Annotated in this window: 10 protein-coding genes and 1 pseudogene; 10 read left to right on the forward strand and 1 reads right to left on the reverse strand. The window is 41.9% G+C overall.

Annotated elements, in window-relative coordinates:
• Positions 1 to 163: 163 nt before the first annotated feature.
• From CXL14_RS04340 to CXL14_RS04350, 3 genes are all read left to right on the forward strand, one after another.
• Positions 164 to 1,570 (forward strand): arabinan endo-1,5-alpha-L-arabinosidase AbnB, encoded by a 1,407-nt coding sequence (locus tag CXL14_RS04340; protein WP_014419266.1) that lies wholly within the window; start codon positions 164 to 166, stop codon positions 1,568 to 1,570.
• A 123-nt stretch (positions 1,571 to 1,693) separates the two neighbouring features.
• Positions 1,694 to 4,423, forward strand: a complete 2,730-nt coding sequence (locus tag CXL14_RS04345) for an AAA domain-containing protein (RefSeq protein WP_014419265.1) — start codon at positions 1,694 to 1,696, stop codon at positions 4,421 to 4,423.
• 218 nt (positions 4,424 to 4,641) lie between these two features.
• Positions 4,642 to 5,031 (forward strand): (deoxy)nucleoside triphosphate pyrophosphohydrolase, encoded by a 390-nt coding sequence (locus CXL14_RS04350; protein ID WP_014419264.1) that lies wholly within the window; start codon positions 4,642 to 4,644, stop codon positions 5,029 to 5,031.
• On the opposite strand, the gene CXL14_RS04355 is transcribed toward CXL14_RS04350, so the two are convergent.
• Positions 5,020 to 8,151: a DUF3427 domain-containing protein gene (locus CXL14_RS04355; RefSeq protein WP_029972973.1), complete on the reverse strand. Its 3,132-nt coding sequence runs from the start codon at positions 8,149 to 8,151 to the stop codon at positions 5,020 to 5,022. The two genes, CXL14_RS04350 and CXL14_RS04355, sit on opposite strands and share 12 nt — an antisense overlap.
• A gap of 249 nt (positions 8,152 to 8,400) precedes the next feature.
• Here CXL14_RS04355 and CXL14_RS04360 point away from each other — a divergent pair, with 249 nt between their 5' ends.
• From CXL14_RS04360 to CXL14_RS04390, 7 genes and pseudogenes are all read left to right on the forward strand, one after another.
• Positions 8,401 to 8,847: a universal stress protein gene (locus CXL14_RS04360; RefSeq protein ID WP_017418568.1), complete on the forward strand. Its 447-nt coding sequence runs from the start codon at positions 8,401 to 8,403 to the stop codon at positions 8,845 to 8,847.
• Positions 8,848 to 8,994: 147 nt separating this feature from the next.
• The gene (locus tag CXL14_RS04365; protein ID WP_021494691.1) at positions 8,995 to 9,906 is read left to right on the forward strand and encodes a DMT family transporter; all 912 of its coding nucleotides are present in this window, start codon (positions 8,995 to 8,997) and stop codon (positions 9,904 to 9,906) included.
• A gap of 141 nt (positions 9,907 to 10,047) precedes the next feature.
• Positions 10,048 to 11,112 carry a polysaccharide lyase family 1 protein gene (locus tag CXL14_RS04370; protein WP_025650036.1) on the forward strand — a complete coding sequence of 355 codons (1,065 nt, stop codon included), beginning with the start codon at positions 10,048 to 10,050 and terminating at the stop codon, positions 11,110 to 11,112.
• 161 nt (positions 11,113 to 11,273) lie between these two features.
• On the forward strand, positions 11,274 to 18,233 hold the full coding sequence (locus tag CXL14_RS04375) for a DNRLRE domain-containing protein (protein WP_014419259.1): 6,960 nt from the start codon (positions 11,274 to 11,276) through the stop codon (positions 18,231 to 18,233).
• A 14-nt stretch (positions 18,234 to 18,247) separates the two neighbouring features.
• The gene (locus tag CXL14_RS04380) at positions 18,248 to 18,694 is read left to right on the forward strand and encodes a hypothetical protein (protein ID WP_014419258.1); all 447 of its coding nucleotides are present in this window, start codon (positions 18,248 to 18,250) and stop codon (positions 18,692 to 18,694) included.
• A 185-nt stretch (positions 18,695 to 18,879) separates the two neighbouring features.
• Positions 18,880 to 19,308, forward strand: coding sequence for a WapI family immunity protein (locus CXL14_RS04385; RefSeq protein WP_014419257.1), 429 nt, complete (start codon positions 18,880 to 18,882; stop codon positions 19,306 to 19,308).
• A pseudogene (locus CXL14_RS04390) lies at positions 19,292 to 19,583 on the forward strand (YxiG family protein). Before CXL14_RS04385 ends, CXL14_RS04390 begins: the two are co-directional and overlap by 17 nt.
• The last annotated feature ends 54 nt before the right edge of the window (positions 19,584 to 19,637 follow it).

Below are 19,637 nucleotides of genomic sequence, written 5' to 3' on the forward strand. Positions count from 1 at the left end.
AAACTTTTTTTCCAGTCTTTCACAAATCAGATTGCTATCGAAGTAAAGCGGTACATCGTGAAGCCGGCGCTGTTGATCACATATTTCCGCCATCCGCATCATAAAATGGAGCGTTGTCTTGAAAGCGTTTTAAGAAAAGAAGAGAGCGAGGAGATTTCAGAAAATGAAAACCAGTTTCTTTCGTGTGTGCCTGGTCTCAGCAGCGGTCATCGGGTTCACTCTGCCGCAGGCAAAAGCCCAGCATCCGGTTTTTTCAGAGGTCAGCGTGCATGATCCGTCCGTCATTAAAACAGGAGATACATATTATGTATTCGGCTCGCATTTGGCTTCCGCCAAGTCGAAAAACCTGATGCAGTGGCAGCAGATATCTTCAAGCGTCAATCCCAATAATCCCCTGATCCCGAACGTCTACACCGAATTAAAAGAGACATTCGACTGGGCCCAGTCTGATACGCTGTGGGCGCCGGACGTCGCCCAGCTGTCTGACGGGAAATATTACATGTACTATAACGCCTGTAAAGGAGACTCGCCGCGATCCGCTCTCGGTGTCGCCGTGAGTGACAAAATCGAAGGACCCTACAAAAACAAAGGCATCTTTTTGAAATCAGGCATGGAAGGAAAAAGCGAAGACGGCACCACTTATAATGCAAACGTTCACCCGAACGTCGTAGATCCGCAAACGTTTTTTGACCATAAAGGCAAGCTCTGGATGGTGTACGGCTCTTACTCCGGCGGAATTTTCATACTGGAAATGAATCCGAAAACCGGTTTCCCGCTCCCTAACCAAGGCTACGGAAAAAAACTGCTCGGCGGAAATCACAGCAGAATCGAAGGCCCGTACATCAGCTACAATCCGGAAACGAAATATTACTATCTGTATCTGTCATTCGGCGGACTTGACACAGCCGGCGGTTACAATATGCGTGTGGCGCGCTCTAAAAATCCGGACGGTCCGTACTATGACGCCGCAGGTCATAACATGCTTGATGCTAAAGGAAAAGACGGCAGTTTCTTCGACGACAAAGCAATTGAACCGTACGGGGTTAAACTCATGGGCGGCTATAGCTTCGCCTCACAATCTGAAAAAGGCACGGGCTACGTATCGCCGGGACACAACTCCGTGTTTTACGACGGGAAAACGAAACGATCATACCTCATTTTCCACACCCGTTTCCCGAACAGAGGAGAAGAGCATGAAGTCAGAGTGCATCGGCTGTACATGAACAAAGACGGATGGCCCGTTGCAGCGCCATACCGCTATGCGGGAGAACCGGATACACACATTCCGCCGGCCGCCGCATCCGGAACCTACAAACTCATCCAGCACGGAAAAGACATCACAGCTACGATCAAAACCCCAAAAAACATCCGGCTTAACAACGACGGCACCATTTCCGGGGAAATGACTGGAACCTGGACAATAACGGACAGCAGCAAAGCCCGAATCAACCTGAACGGCACAAATTATGACGGCGTCTTCCTGAAAGAATGGGACTCAGCGAGAGAGAAAGAAGTTGTGACGTTTAGTGTGCTGAGCGGTGATGGGGAGGCTGTTTGGGGAGTGAAGTGAAACATTTTTAGAACCCTCCTGCTTCTAGAGGGTTCTATTTTTGCACTATTTTGTAAATAGTTCATTAATTTTGTATACTATAACATAAATTAACACACATTTTTGGGACACGGGGGTACTCAATTGGTACGTACAATCATTCAGATAGAAGACGCAATATACTCTGAACAAATTAAAACATGGAAATTGAACAGTCAAAATGGCGACCTCACTATACATATGGTGTTAAATGATAAAACGAAAATAGTCAAAAAGCTAGATTATTGCAAAGTATATCCATTTGAACAACTTACGTTAAGTGAAGATGAAGTTTTTGAATTAAATGGTGAGATTAGTAAGAACATCGAGTCTTCTGTTATTTATGGAGATAAATATGCAGTTGTTTCTTTCAGGGGTGGTAAGCACAGATATATTTATAAAAAAGATGCGGTTAAGAAAGTAAGGCTGGAGAATACTAAATTCAAAAACCTGTTAAATTATTTTTCTTTCATAGCTGGGATAAAGGATAGAACAGTTAATGGTATACCTGCTATTTTAGAAGGGCAAATTCATAACCTTCCTCTAAGAACAGAAAGTGCTCTTCATGCTTATTTTACAAAAACTAGTCAATCTTTCAATAAGGAAAAAAAGCTTATATATCCGTTTGGTTTGAATCTTAGTCAAATTCAAGCGGTTGAATCTGCTTTTTCTTCTCAGGTTAGCGTAATTGAAGGACCGCCAGGAACCGGTAAGACACAAACTATCCTAAATATTATTTCTAACATTGTGATGCAAGGAAAAAATGCTGCTATTGTATCGAGTAATAATTCTGCCGTCGCAAATGTCAGTGAGAAATTAATGAAGTCAGATCTAGGTTTTTTTCTTGCATCATTAGGGAGTCAGGTGAATCAGAAGAAATTTTTTGAGAATCCTCCAAAGCTTCCCCAAGACTTCAATAGCTGGGAAATTAATATGGATGTTGAAGTAGAAATGGAACAAATTTTGTGGAACAATATTAGATCAATGAAAGAGTTACTTGAATTACAAAACAAACAAGCAGTCATAAAGCAGCAAATAAAAGATCTTGAAATGGAACAGAAATATTATACAAAACATTTTGAATCACTAGAAGCTGTTCAACCAAAACTTCTACCATTTTACAAATTCACGAAAAGTAAGATCATCGACTTTTTGGTTGATGAGGCATTAAATCATAAGAATAGAATGACATTGTTTAAACAAACAAAATATCTTTTTTATTATGGGTTATACAGCCCGAAACAAATAAAAGATCAATCTCATAAAGAAAAAATCATTACACAGCTTCAATATCATTTTTATCGACTGAAGCTTGAGGAATTAAAAAGTGAATTAAAAAGAATCGAAGACATTCTAGAAATGAAAAACTTCAATGATTTAACGGAAAGAATTCAATTAACCTCAAAACAACTTTTTAAGAGTTATTTGAATAAAAAGGGGAATTTCGACAGAAAAACGCATTATACTCAGGAGAATTTCAAAAAGTCTAAATATTTTTCATCGTTTATAGATCAATTTCCCATTATATTGAGTACTGCTTTTTCTTTGCAAAAGTCTATACCTGCGGGTTTTTTGTTTGATTACTTAATTATAGATGAAGCCTCGCAATTAGAATTAATGCCAGGGATACTTGCTCTTGGGTGTGCTAAGAATGTGGTGATAGTAGGAGATAGGAATCAGCTCCCCCACATTCCCGATACATCAGCCGAGCTTTCCCAATTTGAAATAGAATCATGCTTTAATTATGTTAAAAATAGTATGCTTGATTCGATTATAAAAGTATATAAGAATCGAATACCGATTACTCTTCTAAAAGAACATTATCGATGTGAGCCAATGATAATTAAATTTTGTAATGAACAATATTATGATGGGAAACTTATTCCTTTGACAAAACAAAAAAGTGATAATGAACCTTCCATCGTACTCATTAAGACTGTTAAAGGTAATCATATGCGGTTTCAGGGTGGGAAACATAATATTCGTGAATTAGATTCTCTTGATGAGGATTCGATTAAAAATCTTGTGTTTCCTGAATCTTATGAAACAGGCTTTATTGCTCCTTATAGAGAACAGATTAATCATGCCGAACAGCGTTTACCTGAGGAGATTTTGAAAGATACAGTTCATAAATTCCAGGGAAGAGAATGCGATGGTATTATTTTTTCTACTGTGCTTGATAAAAAAGGAAGTAAGAATGATGTTCAATTCGTTGATAGCGCAAATTTAATAAATGTTGCTATATCACGAGCTAAAAAGCGTTTTGTTTTAGTATCAGATGTTGAAGTATTTAAAAAAAGCAACAAAGAAATTTCCGAACTTATTAGGTATATGGAATACTATACTGAATCGAGTTTATACCATGAAAGCAAAGTAATTTCAGTGTTTGACTTACTTTATAAAGAATTCTCTGAAGTACTTATTGAAAGAGAAAATAAACTTCGGAAAAGTGATTCAAAATACAAGACAGAAAGAATTATAGCCAGCTTACTTAGGGATATTCTTTCAGAAGAAAAATTTAAAAAAATCAACTTTAAAAGAGAGTATCGTTTGAAAGATCTGGTGAATGATACAAGTCACCTACATGAAGACGAAAAACAATTTATTAAAACAGCGGCAAGAGTTGATTTTCTTCTTCACTATAAGATGGGTAATGAACCTCTTGGAGTAATTGAGGTAGATGGTGTTGCATACCATCACTCAAAAGATCAAAAGAGACGAGATAGAATTAAAAACACAATTTTAGATAAAGCAGGAATACCTATCCTTAGATTGAGAACTAACGAAAGTAGAGAGCCTGAGCGTATAAAACAGTTTTTAAATAAGCATTTATAAGAAAACAACCTTGATAAATGAGGATAATCACATTTTTAATCTCCTTATAAAAAGTGCTATTTTTTAATATAATAAAAGTGAACTAACAAGATATTTAAGATGTGAGAATTTTGTTAACCAACTGAACTCTTTCAGAAAATAGAAAAAAGCTGTCCTAACATGAATTATAATTAAATCGTAATTTAACTGATCTACCGACTAAGAAAGGAAGTTTAGTTTTGAAAAAAACAATAAAAGTAGCCGCCGCAGTCATACAAAATGAAAACAATGAAATTCTATGTGCTCTACGTTCTCCAACAATGTCTCTTCCTAATCTGTGGGAGTTTCCTGGTGGAAAGCTTGAAGAAGGAGAGAATGCTCGGGAAGCACTTGTAAGAGAAATTGAAGAGGAACTTGATTGTAAAATTGTTGCGGACGATGTGATAGCCGATATTCATCATGAATATGAGAAGGTCATCGTCAATTTAATTTCAATAAAAGCGAAGATTGTATCAGGAGAGCCGGTAGCGAAAGAGCATGCGGAATTCAGATGGGTGCCTATTCGTGAGCTAGAATCACTAGAGTGGGCACCCGCTGATCTTCCGACCGTATCTGCTTTAATTCGTTAAATCCACATACAAGTTTTCTGGGACAGGCTGATGGAGCTTCCATTTGACATTCATTGGCTTGTCTCCGTGGCTTGACACATAGTCTACCTCTCCTAAATAAGTAAATGGCAAGGTGATTTTATGCATTTTCTTGCATTTCCTTACAAACAAATGATAACAATAATCTTTTTGTTTATGATGAGTTATACTTTGACCACCCTTAGTTTCATGAGAGGTATGGTTAGGACTTTGCCAATGAAAGTGACTAGGATCAATAAAATAATCCTTGTAAAGTAGATGGTCTTCAACATCCTCTGATTTATTAAGAGTGACAAAAATTAAATACTGATTTTTGACTCTTTTTAAGCCCTCTCGCCAAGTCCCTTCCTGGTCAGTTGACTGAAAAAGATAAATGAGCTCATTTCTTGTGTAGGTTTGATACATTGTAAGCTTAATCTCTCTTGAAGCAAGGGCTTCTATATTGTTCATACGTCTAAATTCAATCAGTCCATAGTGGACGCGCTCCTTAATATACGGTCCGAATAATGGATCGTTTAATATCTCGCTCACTTCTGTATCTAAATTGAATGTATCACCTTGTAATGTACCAAAGCGCCAATTCTGTTTTTGATCTGATTTCGTTAAACGCTCCATTGCTCGCTGAATGAGGTCATCATGTGTATCTGTTGTGATTTGAATATGAAACTGTTTTTCTAACGATTCTTTTACATCTTCTATTGTGATGATATTTTTGTGAAAACCGCTCTGTAAAATTAACCATTCATAAGGCCATTTAATAGGTAATTGCTGTTCTAATTTTGCTACTATCCCTACAACCAAGGGGTTATTGAGAATCCCTTCATCTGTAACATTCAAATCGTCCATTTTCTTTTTGGTCTGTACCCACGATTTGTATTTCTTTATAAAAAAGGTAAGCCCAGGTGCCTGTTCAGAGTATAGAAAATCAATTAATTCTGGAGAGCGTCCTAGCTCTTGTTTAAATTGCTTGTATAACGTTTTCAGCATGGCATCTGAATTTAGTTTAATATGATCGATCTTATTTAAAATTTCTTTCTTCGTTACGGCTGAAAGGTCAACATAAGATCCTCCAGGTAAATCTGAAAACTCATGCGTCACAGCCACTCGGAGGGAATCTTTATCAAACGATTTTTGGCTTGTTTGTCCAGATAGTGCGAGTGGAATAACAAATGACTTTTGATAGTTTCCGATAAAATCCAGTATCGTTACAAACTCTTTGTCGTCAGTTTTTCTAAGTCCCCGTCCTAATTGCTGAATGAAAATCGTTGGCGATTCTGTTGGTCTAAGGAACAATAGTAGATTGAGCTTTGGAATATCTATTCCTTCGTTGAAAATATCTACTGTAAATATAAGTTCTAAACTGTGGTGCGGATCCTCCAATTGACGAATGACCTCTTGTCTTTTTGCAGGAGAATCATTGCCTGTTAAGTAAGTTGTATAAAAACCCAATTTGTTAAATTCATCACTCATGTATATTGCGTGTTCGACGTTTGTACAGAAACCTAAGCCAACCATTTTCTCGCCGTAAAATCCATACATGTTGATCATTTTGATGATATATTCTACTCGTTTATGAGTTTTTAAATGATCTACTAGCGATTTCTCTTCGTACAGCCCATTTTTCACTTTTACTTTTTCGTAATCTACAGTATGATCTGAAATTCCAAAATAGTGAAATGGCGCAAGTAGCTCTGCCTTTAGTGCATCGCGGAGTCTGATTTCATAAACAACATTATGATCACAAATCTGAAGCACGTCTTTACCGTCAAGGCGCTCTGGTGTTGCAGTTAACCCTAATAAAAACTTTGGTGTAAAGTAGTTTAATATAGCTTGATAAGTAGATGCTTCTGCATGATGGAATTCATCAATCACAATGTAGTCAAATTCATCTGTTGAAAAGGATTCCAATGTTTCTTTTTTATGTAACGTTTGTACTGTGCTAAATAGAAAACGTTTATCTCTTTCTTTTTTGGTTCCAGTCAATAAACCAAAATCTTCATGATTATTGGTGACTTTCTGGAATGTTTCGATTGCTTTTGTAAGTAACTCTTCCCGGTGGGCAAGAAAAAGATATTTATTTGGTTTAAATTGTTCAAAATCAAATGCTGCTAAAAATGTTTTTCCGGTTCCAGTGGCGGCGATGATGACTGCTTTTGTCTCCCCTTCGTTTCTTGTTTTTTTAAGGTTTCGTAACGCTTCCTTTTGCATGGCATTCGGGGACATTTTCGTTTTGTAAAGAGAGTTTTGAGCAGCAAAGGAAGCACTTACCTTTTGGCTTCCTGCTTGGAATTCCTCATAGGCTTGTAAAAATTGTTCGTCAACAGGCTGTGTCTTTTCATTCCAAATAGTGTCAAACAAATCTTTTGTTTGTTGATAAACGGGGAGATATCTGGTTTCAGGTAGTCTAACATTTAACTCATACCCAGTCGTAAGTGCAGCTTGTGATAGATTTGAAGATCCTACAATGACACTATGCTGTCCAGAACAGCGTTCAAATAAATATGCTTTCGTATGGAAAGATTTTTTATATTCATTTACAATTCTCAACTCAACATTTTCAAATTGAAGAAGATGTCTTAACGCCTTCGGTTCTGTAATACCCATATAGGTAGATGTAATGATGCGTACAGGGACATGTCTTTTCGCAAGCTCCTGAAGCGGAGGGATCAAAAGTTGAACACCAGACCACCTTGTAAAACTAACCATAAAGTCTACCCGATCCGCCGTTAACATCTCGTGTTTTAATGCTTTGAAAAAGTTATCATGAGTTTGATGATTTCCTAGCAGTTTCAGACGATGTAGAGAAAATTCCTCTGAAATAGGAAGTTCCATTTCGTTTAAACTATAAAGCACTGTGGAAAGTGGTAATGAAAAATTCGTATGTTGTCCAAGCTGAGAGGCAACCTTCTCGCTCAGCTGAATCGCTTGTTCATATTGATCTTGATCCACAAGTGTTTGAAATGTCTCGCTCAGTTGTTTTGCCGTATGTAAAGTCAAAACCTCTGCATATTCTTTTGGGCTGACCGGTTGAATGCGATGTGATGTTGGATAAAGTTTTTGTTGTTGCTGAATTTCCTCATGGAAGCCTCTATGATTTCTCATCATAATCTCCTTTTTATATCAATAATTCCATTTTATCACTACTCTTACCAATAGGTAATACTAAAAAGAAGAGAATAAAGTCCTATTTATTAAGCGCTTAAAAAATAACGCTGAGGTAGTTTGGTTTGGTATAAAGACGTCATCGCCACAAACGGAGAAAGTCTGTAAGCGCAATGTTCCGGAGCAAGCCGGCAAAATTGACATTCAGCAAAGAGAGGAGGACAATAAAAGCAGAAAGGCGGGATTCATATGTTTAAAAAAATTCTTGCAGCAGTAGACGGTTCAGACATGAGCAGCAAAGCTTTGGACGCAGCGATCCATCTGGCGAAAGAACAGCAGGCTGAACTCACCATTCTCTATGCGGGACGTGAAGCCGTTGTCTCCACATCAGCCTTAACAGGGATTGTCTATGTTCCGGAAAACTTCATTGAAGACATCAAACATGAAGTCGAGCAAAAAGGAGCGGCCATTCTGGAAGATGCCAAGCAGAAAGCGGCAGAAAGCGGAGTAAACGCGGAAAGCCTGTACGTCCAAGGCGAACCTGCGCATCAAATTTTAAACATAGCGAAAGAACAGCATTTCAATCTGATTGTCGTCGGAAGCCGCGGAATCAGCGGATTTAAAGAAATGATGCTCGGAAGCGTGAGCCATAAGGTCTCACAATTGTCTCCTTGTCCTGTACTGATCGTTCATTAAACGGAAGACCCTGCTGATGCGGGGTTTTTTTAATGAGAAAAGACCGCCGTCTTTCGAAAAATAGGATGAAATCTTCCTCTGAATCAAGTAAAATGGCTGTTAGTATTTGTCTGAATAAACAGTCAATGATATGGGGGAAGCAAATCAATGCAAGCTGAACAAACATCAAATGCCGTCATCAAAATGGTCATTTCCATGGTCATTTTCGGATCAATCGGCTTTTTCTCGGAACATACGAATGTGCCTTCAATTGAACTGGTCTTTGTGAGATGTCTGTGCGCCTCATTGTTTCTGGGCGTTTGCTGGTTTGGTTCCGGACGGTACCGCACCGAACAATGGAACCGGCGTGAGGTGCTGCAGACACTGGCCTGCGGATTTTTTCTCGTGCTGAACTGGGTGTTTTTATTTAAATCATTTGAGGAGACATCAGTGACGATAGCGATTTCCGTTTATCATCTGGCTCCGGTTCTCGTCCTTCTTCTAGGGAGCCTTATATACCGGGAGAAACTGCATATTGTGTCCGTCACTTCCATCGTGATTTGTTTTCTGGGCACCGCCCTGATTTCCGGCATCAACGGAAGTACATCATTTTCTCAGCTGATGGGATCGGGTATTATTTGGGCCGTGCTGGCCGCCCTTTTTTATGCTTTTACGACACTGGCCGGGAAAGGCATCAACAGCCTCAGCCCATACGCCGTCACCTGTTTGCAGACCGGATTGGGCGTCATCATTCTTCTTCCGTTCGTCCGTTTCGGCGCTTTTTCTGATTTGTCGCATGTGAACTGGATCATGATTGTGTCGACCGGCATCATTCATACGGGAATTGTGTATTTGCTCTTTTTTGACAGCTTGCGGTTTTTATCCACCCGGTTTATTTCAATCATCGTATTTCTTGATCCGGCGGTGGCGATTGTGCTTGACACCGTATTTACGGGATTTCGCCCCGACCTTTATCAATCTTTGGGGATTGTATTGATTTTTGCGGGAATGGCGCTGTCCCTGATTCGAAAGCAAAAAGCCGTGCCGGCGGAAACTCAGGCAGACAGCACCCGTATATAGGCGGCCGTACCGACTGCTTTTTTTATTTTGGGGCTATTCAGCCGTAACGAAAAAGCAGACAAACAGATCATGGAAAAAGAGGATAGTAATTGTATAATACTTCTTGTGTTTACAATTTAAGAGATTAAAGGAGTGAAGGGCATGATAAACAAGACGCGTCATCTCGCTTTCTTGGCTGCGCTCGGCTTTGCGCTTTGTCTGGCCATCGTATGTTCCGTATCAAAGCAGGCAGAAGCGGCAGCGGCTTATCCGGATGTGATGCAGGGACTTACCGGGTTCGCGGGAAATGCGAAGGATCATAACGGAAAAGCAAAATCCGCCGTATCGGGAGGCCAGGGCGGCCCCGTCGTCTACGTCAGCAATCTCAATGATTTGAAAAACAATGCGGGCGGAACGGACCGCAAAACCATCGTCATCACAAGTGATATTTCTTCCCCGGGTAAAGCCGTTGTGACAGTCGGCGCCAATAAAACCATCGTCGGCTCTTATACCAGCCACAGGCTGACCAACATCTATCTGACCACCGGATCCGGCTCAAACAATGTGATTTTCAAAAATCTCATTATCAGCCATAGTGCCGCCATTACAGGCAACAACGACATTCCGATGTACATAGCGAACGGACAGAATTACTGGATTGACCACGTGTGGTTTGAAGGACACAGCTACAATCCGAACAGCCGCAGCGATTTGGGAAAGCTTCTGTATGTCGGCGCCAAAGCGGATTTTGTGACGCTGTCTAACTCTAAATTCACAGACCATCTGTACGGCCTGATTCTCGGTTATCCGAATGATGATAACGAAGGGCGCAATTATATCGGCTATCCGCATATGACGATCACCAACAACTATTTTAATAACGTCTATGTGCGTTCACCGGGCCTGATGAGATACGGCTATTTTCATGCGAAAAACAACTATGTGACCAATTTCAATTTAGGATTCACCATTCATACAAACGCGACTGTCTTCTCAGAAGCCAACTATTTCGGTAACGGAAATGAAAAAGGCGGAATGATAGACGACTACGGGACGGCCCAATTCACTGACACCGGTTCATTCCCGTCGCTCAAAGCCCCGAAATCACCGCGCACCGGCTGGAATCCGAGATCAAATTACAGCTATGGCACCCTTTCAGCCCAGGACGCCAAAAACTTCGCCCAATCCTACGCGGGAGCGCAAAATACAAATCTCCGCTATCCATAATACGAAAAACCGCCGGCAGCCGGCGGTTTTTTTATATGAATAAAAGGTTCAAAATACCTATAATCCTTAAAATAACCTTAAATACCTAGGAAAATATTGATAAACAATTTCAATAATATTACTATTGTTAAGCCTATATTACAAAAGGAGGAGGGAAACCTATGAAAATAGGAAAAAAGAACAAGTGGAAAAAGTGGTTGGCCGGCACTCTTGCGGCCACGCTGATGATTTCCATTGCGCCTGCCGATGTGTTTGCGGCAGAAACGCGTGAAAAACAAGATCAAGCGAAAACCGCCGCCATTCCGGCCGCAGACCCGGAAAAAGATCTTCCGGCGGAAAAAGCATCTGAGCAGATGCCTTTTGATCAAAAAGATATCAATCAAGACGGTGAGATCACGTCTGAAAGAACTGAGAATTCAAAGCTTTACTATGAAGGCGAGGGTGTGTACAAACAGGAAATCTACACAGACCCCATTCATACGAAAGAAACCGCCAATGCGGACTGGGAAGACGTTTCCCCTGAATTGAAAACCGGCTCAAAGGAAGTCGGAACGGAAAATACAGTGCTGAATTCCGATTTTCTGAAGCAAATGAAAAACGGATTATACGCCACATTTGAACATGATGATCATAAGCTCACATACTCATTAACCGGCGCAAAAGGCCCCGATCAGGCTGCAATCACTCCGACAGATGCCTCAGCAAAAGTCAAGGAAGACAGCAACGAGCTTACGTATCAGCAAGTGTTTCCTGCTATTGATTTACAAACCTACACATTTAACGAAAACATAAAAGAAGACCTTGTGCTTCACAAATATGAAGGCTACAATTCCTTCACCTTTCAAATCAAAACTGACCTTCAGGCTAAAGAACAGGAAGACGGCTCGATCGCGTTTTCTGATGATAAAGACAATGTCGTCTATACCGTGCCGAAGCCTTTTATGACCGACTCAGATCTCGATGAAAAGTCAGGTGAAGTCAGCAGGTCAGAAGATGTCAGCTTCAAGCTTGAAAAAAACAGCGAAGGCTACTTGCTCCATGTAACGGCCGATGAAAAATGGCTGAAAGATCCCAAGCGGGTTTATCCGGTATCTATTGACCCGTCAACATCAGTATCTGTGTCATCCGATACCTTTGTCATGAGCGCGTATCCGACGACAAACTACTCTGCCGCTTCGCAGAAATGGGACGCCGGATTGAAAGCGTACGTGCTGAAAACTGGATATTATGACGGCACAACCGGAACGAACTACGCTTTTATGAAGTTTGATAATCTAAAGCCGATCAAAAACATGACGGTGACGAAAGCGACGCTTAAAGCATACACAGCCCACTCCTATTACGGATCAAAGGCGACGGGGCTTTGGCTCGACACCGTTAACAGCAATTACGACAATGCCAAGATTACGTGGAAGAACAAACCGGGCTCCAAAAACATCGGCAAAGCAGAGGTCTATAAAGGCCAATGGGCAAGCTTCGATGTCACCTCCGCAGTCAAGTCGTGGAACAGCGGCGGCGCCAATTACGGCTTTAAGCTTCACGCAAACGGCAACGGAAAAGAATATTGGAAGAAGCTGATGTCATCAGCAAACTCTGCTAAAAAACCATACATTGAAGTGACATACACGATTCCGAAGGCGGACACGCCGTCTGTCAAAGCGTATCATAACGGAGATTCGACAGGATTTTTCAATATCAGCTGGAAAAAAGCTGAAGGCGCCAAAAGCTATAAAGTGTGGCTTTATAACGGGAAAGAATATCAAGCCATTCCGGTCGGCAATGCAACCTCTTGGAGCACAAGAGGGAAAAAGATTTGGCCGACAAAAGCGGAAATCGACTCCGGCAAATATAAGCTGCATACAGACGGAAAAGGCGGAAGTGAATTAGCGCTTAATCCTTCGCCGGTCTATAAAAACTCCGGCGGCAGCTATCCGGCAAGTAAAAATTACTGGGTCGCGGTCAGCGCGGTGTTTGACCAGGGAGAAGGCGCCATGTCTGCGGCCGCCAAGCCCGTCATTCCGAATATTGGCAGAGTTCAGAAACCAAGTACGAAAGGCTTTAATAACAACAACGCCACAGGCTGGTTTGATCTTTCCTGGAAAGCCGTATCAGGCGCAGCCGGGTATAAAATGCAAGTCTTTAACGGCAAAAGCTTTGAAACGCTTGACCTCGGAAATAAAACATCCTGGTCCACAAAAGATCAAAATATCTGGCCGACAAAGGCGGAAATCAGCGCCGGAAAATATGCGCTTCACCTGAAAGACAAAAAAGGCGCGGAATTGCCGATCAACCCGGGCTCTGTTTATAAAAACGCCGGCGGAGATGCGAACCGGAAAACCTACGGATTTAAAGTCATTGCCTATAACAAAGACGGAGAAGCGATCGCCTCACCGGAAGCGAGTCCGGCGCTGCCTGATATCGCAAAGCCGAAAAATCTGACAGGCTACGTCTATACGAACACGAAATCGAGCCAAACGGGTTATGTCAATCTCATATGGGATAAAGTCAAAAACGCCAAAGGCTACAAAATCAACATCTACAACGGAAAAGACTATCAATCATTCGATGTCGGTGATACCGATCATTGGACGACCCAAAACAAACACATCTGGCCTTCAGCCGATGAAGTGAAAGCGGGAAGATTCCAGCTTCACACGGACGGAAAGGGCGGCGAACTGGCGCTTGACCCTTCACCTGTTTACGAAAACGCAAACGGCAATTACAAAGGGAAGAAGAACTATTCCTTTACGCTGACCGCCTATGACGCAAACGGTGACAGCATACCGACGGCACCTTTTAACCCTGTTTTCCATGAAGGGGCGGAATTCCTCGGAACGGAAGAATTCTGGTCCATTATTGACATTCCGGACGGACAGCTGAACGGCGCAACGGGAAATGTCATCGTCAATGAAGAAGATATGTCAATCGACGGACGCGGACCGGGGCTCGGACTCTCCCGGACCTTCAACAGCCTTGACAGCTCTGACCATATGTTCGGCCAAGGCTGGTATGCCGATGCGGAAACGTCGATTCTTTCTGAAGACGGCAGAGCCGTTTATATTGATGAGGACGCGACAACACATATCTTCACGAAAAAATCTGACGGCACGTATCAGCCGCCGACGGGTGTTTATCTCGAACTGACGGAAACAAGCGATCAATTTGTATTAAAAACAAAAGATCAGACGAACGCTTATTTCAGCAAAAAAGGCGGAAAGCTCCAAAAAATCGTTGACGGACACAACAACACAACCGTATACGAGTATAACGACAGCAATCAGCTGACCGCCATAACAGACGCATCAGGGCGCAAGCTGACATTTACCTATGATGAAAACGGCCATGTCACATCTCTTACAGGGCCGAAAAACAAAAAGATTTCGTATTCATATGACAAAGACCTTCTTAAAAAGGTGACGGATACTGACGGCAGCGTCACAAGCTATGACTACGATGACGAGGGGCGCCTCGTCAAGCAGTATTCTGCAAACAGCACGGATGACAAACCGCTGTTCACTGAATACCAATATAGCGGCCACCGCCTGACCAAAGCCGTCAATGCGAAAAAAGAAACGTACGACTACAGCTATGACGCGGACAAAAAAACGCTGCTCATGACGCAGCCGAACGGCCGCAAAGTGCAGTACGGCTATAATGAGGCGGGCAACCCGATTCAGATGATCGATGATGCCGAAGGGCTGAAAATCACGACCAACACTGTATACGAAGGCAACAACGTCATTCAGGACACCGATCCGAACGACGCGGATGCGGGCAAAGCGACAGAAAGCTATCAATATGATAAAGACGGCAACGTCACAGCCGTAAAAGACAACTACGGCACCGAAACGTATCAGTACAACAAAAACAATGACGTAACGAAAATGAAGGACACCGAGGGGAACGTCACTGATATTGCGTACGACGGACTTGATGCCGTTTCTGAGACGGATCAAAGCGGAAAATCCTCATCCGCCGCCGTGTATGACAAGTATGGAAATCTCATTCAATCAAGCAAAGAGCTGGCAGCTTCGGCAAGCCTGCTGAAAGACGGCAGCTTTGAAGGAACAAAGCTGGGCTGGAATCTCACCGCTACGAGAGACAGCGGAAGTATTGCATCTGTAAAAGCAAGAAGCGGCGCGCTGTCCGGACAAAAAGCACTGGAGATCTCCTCACAATCTGCTTCAGCCGGAACAGAGCACGGCCATGCGTCCGCAACGCAGGAAGTGCAGCTTGAGCCGAATACGACGTATACACTCAGCGGCCAGATCAAAACGGATCTGACAAAGGCAAGAGCGTATTTCAACATTGATCTGCGTGACAAAGACCAAAAACGCATTCAATGGATTCACAATGAATCAGGCGCATTAGCCGGAAAGAATGACTGGACGAAACGGCAGATCACCTTTACAACACCGGCCAATGCAGGAAAAGCCATCGTCTATATGGAAGTGGACCATAACGACAAGGACGGCAAAGGAAAAGCGTGGTTTGATCAGGTTCAGCTGGAAAAAGGCGAAGTCTCTTCAAGCTATAACCCGGTGCAAAACAGCAGTTTCACGGCTAAAGCAGACGGCTGGAGCACAAGCGGAGCCGCCGCTGACCTTGATGAAGGCTTCGATGATGACAGCTCATTAAAAGCGTCCCGCACAAATGCATCACAAGCCAATGCGGCCGCAAAACAAACCGTTACATTAGGCCAAAGCGCGGACGATAAGCCGGTATATATCACGCTGACAGGAATGTCCAAGGCTGACGGTGTAAAATTAACGAACGACAATGATTACGCTCTTCAGGCCGGCGTCACTTATGCGGACGGAACGACGGGCGTCTACACCGCCAAATTCCCGCAGGGGACCCAAGAATGGAACCGGACAGCGGCAGTCATTCCGAAAACAAAGCCGATCAATAAAATCGAAATCAGCATTCTGTTCCAAAAAAGCGCCACAGGAACGGCGTGGTTTGATGATATCCGTTTAATCGAAGGAAGCATCCTGACGAAAAACACCTATGACGAAAAAGGAAACTACGTCACAAAAGAAGAAGACGAACTAGGTTATGCAAGCACTGCTTCATATGACGAGACTGGCAAGAAAACATCTGAAACCGACGCGAAAGGCGAAACAACCGCCTACGAATACGATCAGGGCGACCAGCTGACAAAGCTGACCCTGTCAAACGGCACATCCATCCTTCACAGCTATGACAAGGAAGGAAATGAGCTGACAAAAACGATTCGGGCCGACGCAGATCAGACCTATCAATATGAATATGACGTCATGGGCAAGCTCGTCAAAACAACCGACCCGCTCGGCAATGTACTGAAGAGTGAATATGACGCCAACAGTAACCTGACGAAAACCGTTTCCGCCAACGGAAATGAAGTGTCGCTGACCTATGACGGCACCGACCGGGTTAAGACAAAAGCGTATAACGGCACTGAAAAATACAACTTTACCTATGACAAAAACGGTAATGAAACGTCGGTCACAAACAAAGAACAAAATACAACGAAAAAACGCACCTATGACAACAAAAACCGCCTGACCGAATTAACCGACCGCGGCGGCAGCCAAAGCTGGACGTATCCGGCTGATTCGGATAAGCTGAAAACTTTCTCATGGAGCCACGGCGGCCAAAAAGGAACAAACAGCTTTACGTACAACAAACTTGATCAAATGATTGAAATGAAAGACGGCACTTCAGCCTATACATTTGATTATGATGAAAACGGCAATGTCCAGACATTCATCAGCGGCAATGAAGTCGGCACGAGTTTTTCATATGATGAGCGGAATCTCGTCAGCTCTCTTCATATCGGAGCGAAAAACGGCGGCAGCATCTTCCGGGAAAGCTATGAATATGACGCTAACGGCAACCGCACGGTCATCGACAGCTCAGCGGGCGGAAAGGTGCAGTACGAATACGGCAAGCTCAACCAGCTCGTCAAAGAAACTCATGAAGACGGCACCGTCATTCAATATACGTACGACGGCTTCGGCAACCGGACAAACGTCACCACCACAAAGGACGGCGCAAGCAAATCAGTCAACGCATCCTTCAACATCATGAACCAGCTGACGAAGGTGAATGACGAAGACCTGTCCTATGATAAAAACGGCAACCGCACATCTGACGGCAAATACACATATACGTGGGACGCGGAAGACAACCTGACCGCCGTCACGAAAAAAGGCGAAGACAAGCCGTTCGCAACATACAAATACGATGAAAAAGGAAACAGAATCCAAAAAACCGTCAACGGAAACGTCACAAACTACTTCTACGACGGAGACAGCTTGAACGTCCTGTATGAAACAGACGCCGACAATAACGTCACAAAATCATACACGTACGGTGACAGCGGCCAGCTGTTATCCTATACAGAGAACGGCAAGAAATATTTCTATCACTACAACGCACACGGTGACGTCACCGCGATCTCAGACAGCACCGGAAAAACCGTTGCCAAATATCAGTACGATGCATGGGGAAATCCGACAAAAACCGAAGCAAGCGACGAAGTAAAAGACAACCGCTACCGCTACGCAGGCTACCAATACGACGAAGAAACCGGCCTGTACTATCTCATGGCCCGCTACTACGAGCCAAGAAACGGCGTATTCTTATCACTAGACCCAGACCCGGGCAGTGATGGGGATTCTTTAGATCAGAATGGGTATACTTATGCCAATAACAATCCGGTGATGAAGGTCGACCCAGATGGGCATTGGGCCAGAATTCTATGGGAAGTAATAAAAAGGTCATGGAATGGTGCTCCAGGAAAGTGGGCAAAGAGGAATGTTGGTAAGGCATATAATGCATCAAAGAAATGGACTAAATCAGTTATTAAAAAAGGCGCAAAAAAAATCGCGAAAAGGATTCCATATAGAATTCATAAAGTAGGCCGTATAAAAGGGGATAGAGAAAAAGGAAGAGGTTATTGGGGAATAATCTATTCGAGAAAGAAAAAGACTGGGAGGTCTATATATAGATCTCTAGAGTGGCATACACCACATAATAATCATGGTTATCATTTACAAAGTAATAAGTTTTCTATATATAAAGGGAAATGGAAAAGGGGCAGTGCACAATGGCGGTTTACAGTGTATAAAAGATAGAAGGAGAGAATTAAATGTACTATTTTTATGAAATATCAACTCTCAATGACTATGATTGGGTTGAAAAAGAGTATAAAACAATAGAGGATTTAATATTTGTTATATTAAAAAATATGGAAAATAAACAATATGCAATGTATTCTTACTCTCTTTCAAATAAAGATAGTGATACTTGTATATTCTCAGCGAGCTTAAAAACAAATACTTTGTTTAATAAAAAAATCTCTTTTATGAAAACCTCAGCAGAAGAGTACAAAAATACAATAGTTGCGCATGAAAATATAATCTTATTGGAAAAAGATGTTGAGTTAAAAGATATATTAAATGGAGCTCCTTTAGCAGAGAAAACAATTATTAAAGATTTACTGGATTATGTTCTTTATCATATAGAAATAACAGATTCCGAGACAATCAGAATAGGATCTAGTTATAGAGAAAATATTATAAACATTATTAAATAATGGCATTAAATAAAAAATAGGTGAGCCTGCGGATTCTTTTTTTAAAAAAAATATAAGCGGGTTGGTGATTAGAATCGAGACAGTAAAAGGTGAACAATCGATTGAAACTTAGCTTGACTTTCAGAGCGTCATTCAAATCATTTACTACTAAATTAAAGCTATTAAGTAGAGAACGAGGAGACAGCATGGCCAGAATTGGAGACGGCTGTCTGGAACTTGAAATAACACCGAGAAGGTATTACGAGGCGGAGGATGATCCTTTTATCTCAACAATGTTTGAACTGTTGGAACCTAATAAAGTAATCGCCCGCGATTACTCTGCCGTTTTATTAGAAAGTGAATATAAAATGCTGACATCAGGGATTGAAGCATTATTAGCGGGGAATCAAGACAGGATACGTTTAGAAACAATTGAACCATTTTTTATTTTGAGTATTGATAAAGAAAACGAATATTACAGATTTATCATTAGATTTGTGGAAAATCACTTAAATACGACTTTCTATAAAGTGAACTGTAATGAAGAGAAGCTAGAACTTTTCGTGAAGACTTTAAAATCAGATCTCAAAGACTCCAAAACTTCATTGGGGAGATACGATGCACAAAACAATTAATGAATGGATAGATTACATAGATGGAGGGTGCGCTGTCCTTCATTTTGACTTTCATGTGTTTAGAAAAGAGCTTTCACCCTGAAGAATACAATTGGCAAGTATTTGAGATGAGTTACCACCCGGAAGGAATCGGTAATCTATCAAATGCTGTAATTCCTGAGTATCAATCAAATGCTAATTTTCTCATTGACATGAACAGAATGCTGATTGCTGTAGAAGCTGAAACAGTTCGCTTTGATGATCAATCATTTTATGCGTATCATTCGAAATCATAAATAAACAAATAAGAGAGGTTCCCTGCCTCTCTTTTCTTACAAACAAAACCGCTT

The organism is Bacillus sp. SJ-10, from assembly GCF_002843505.1.
GTDB lineage: Bacteria > Bacillota > Bacilli > Bacillales > Bacillaceae > Bacillus > Bacillus velezensis.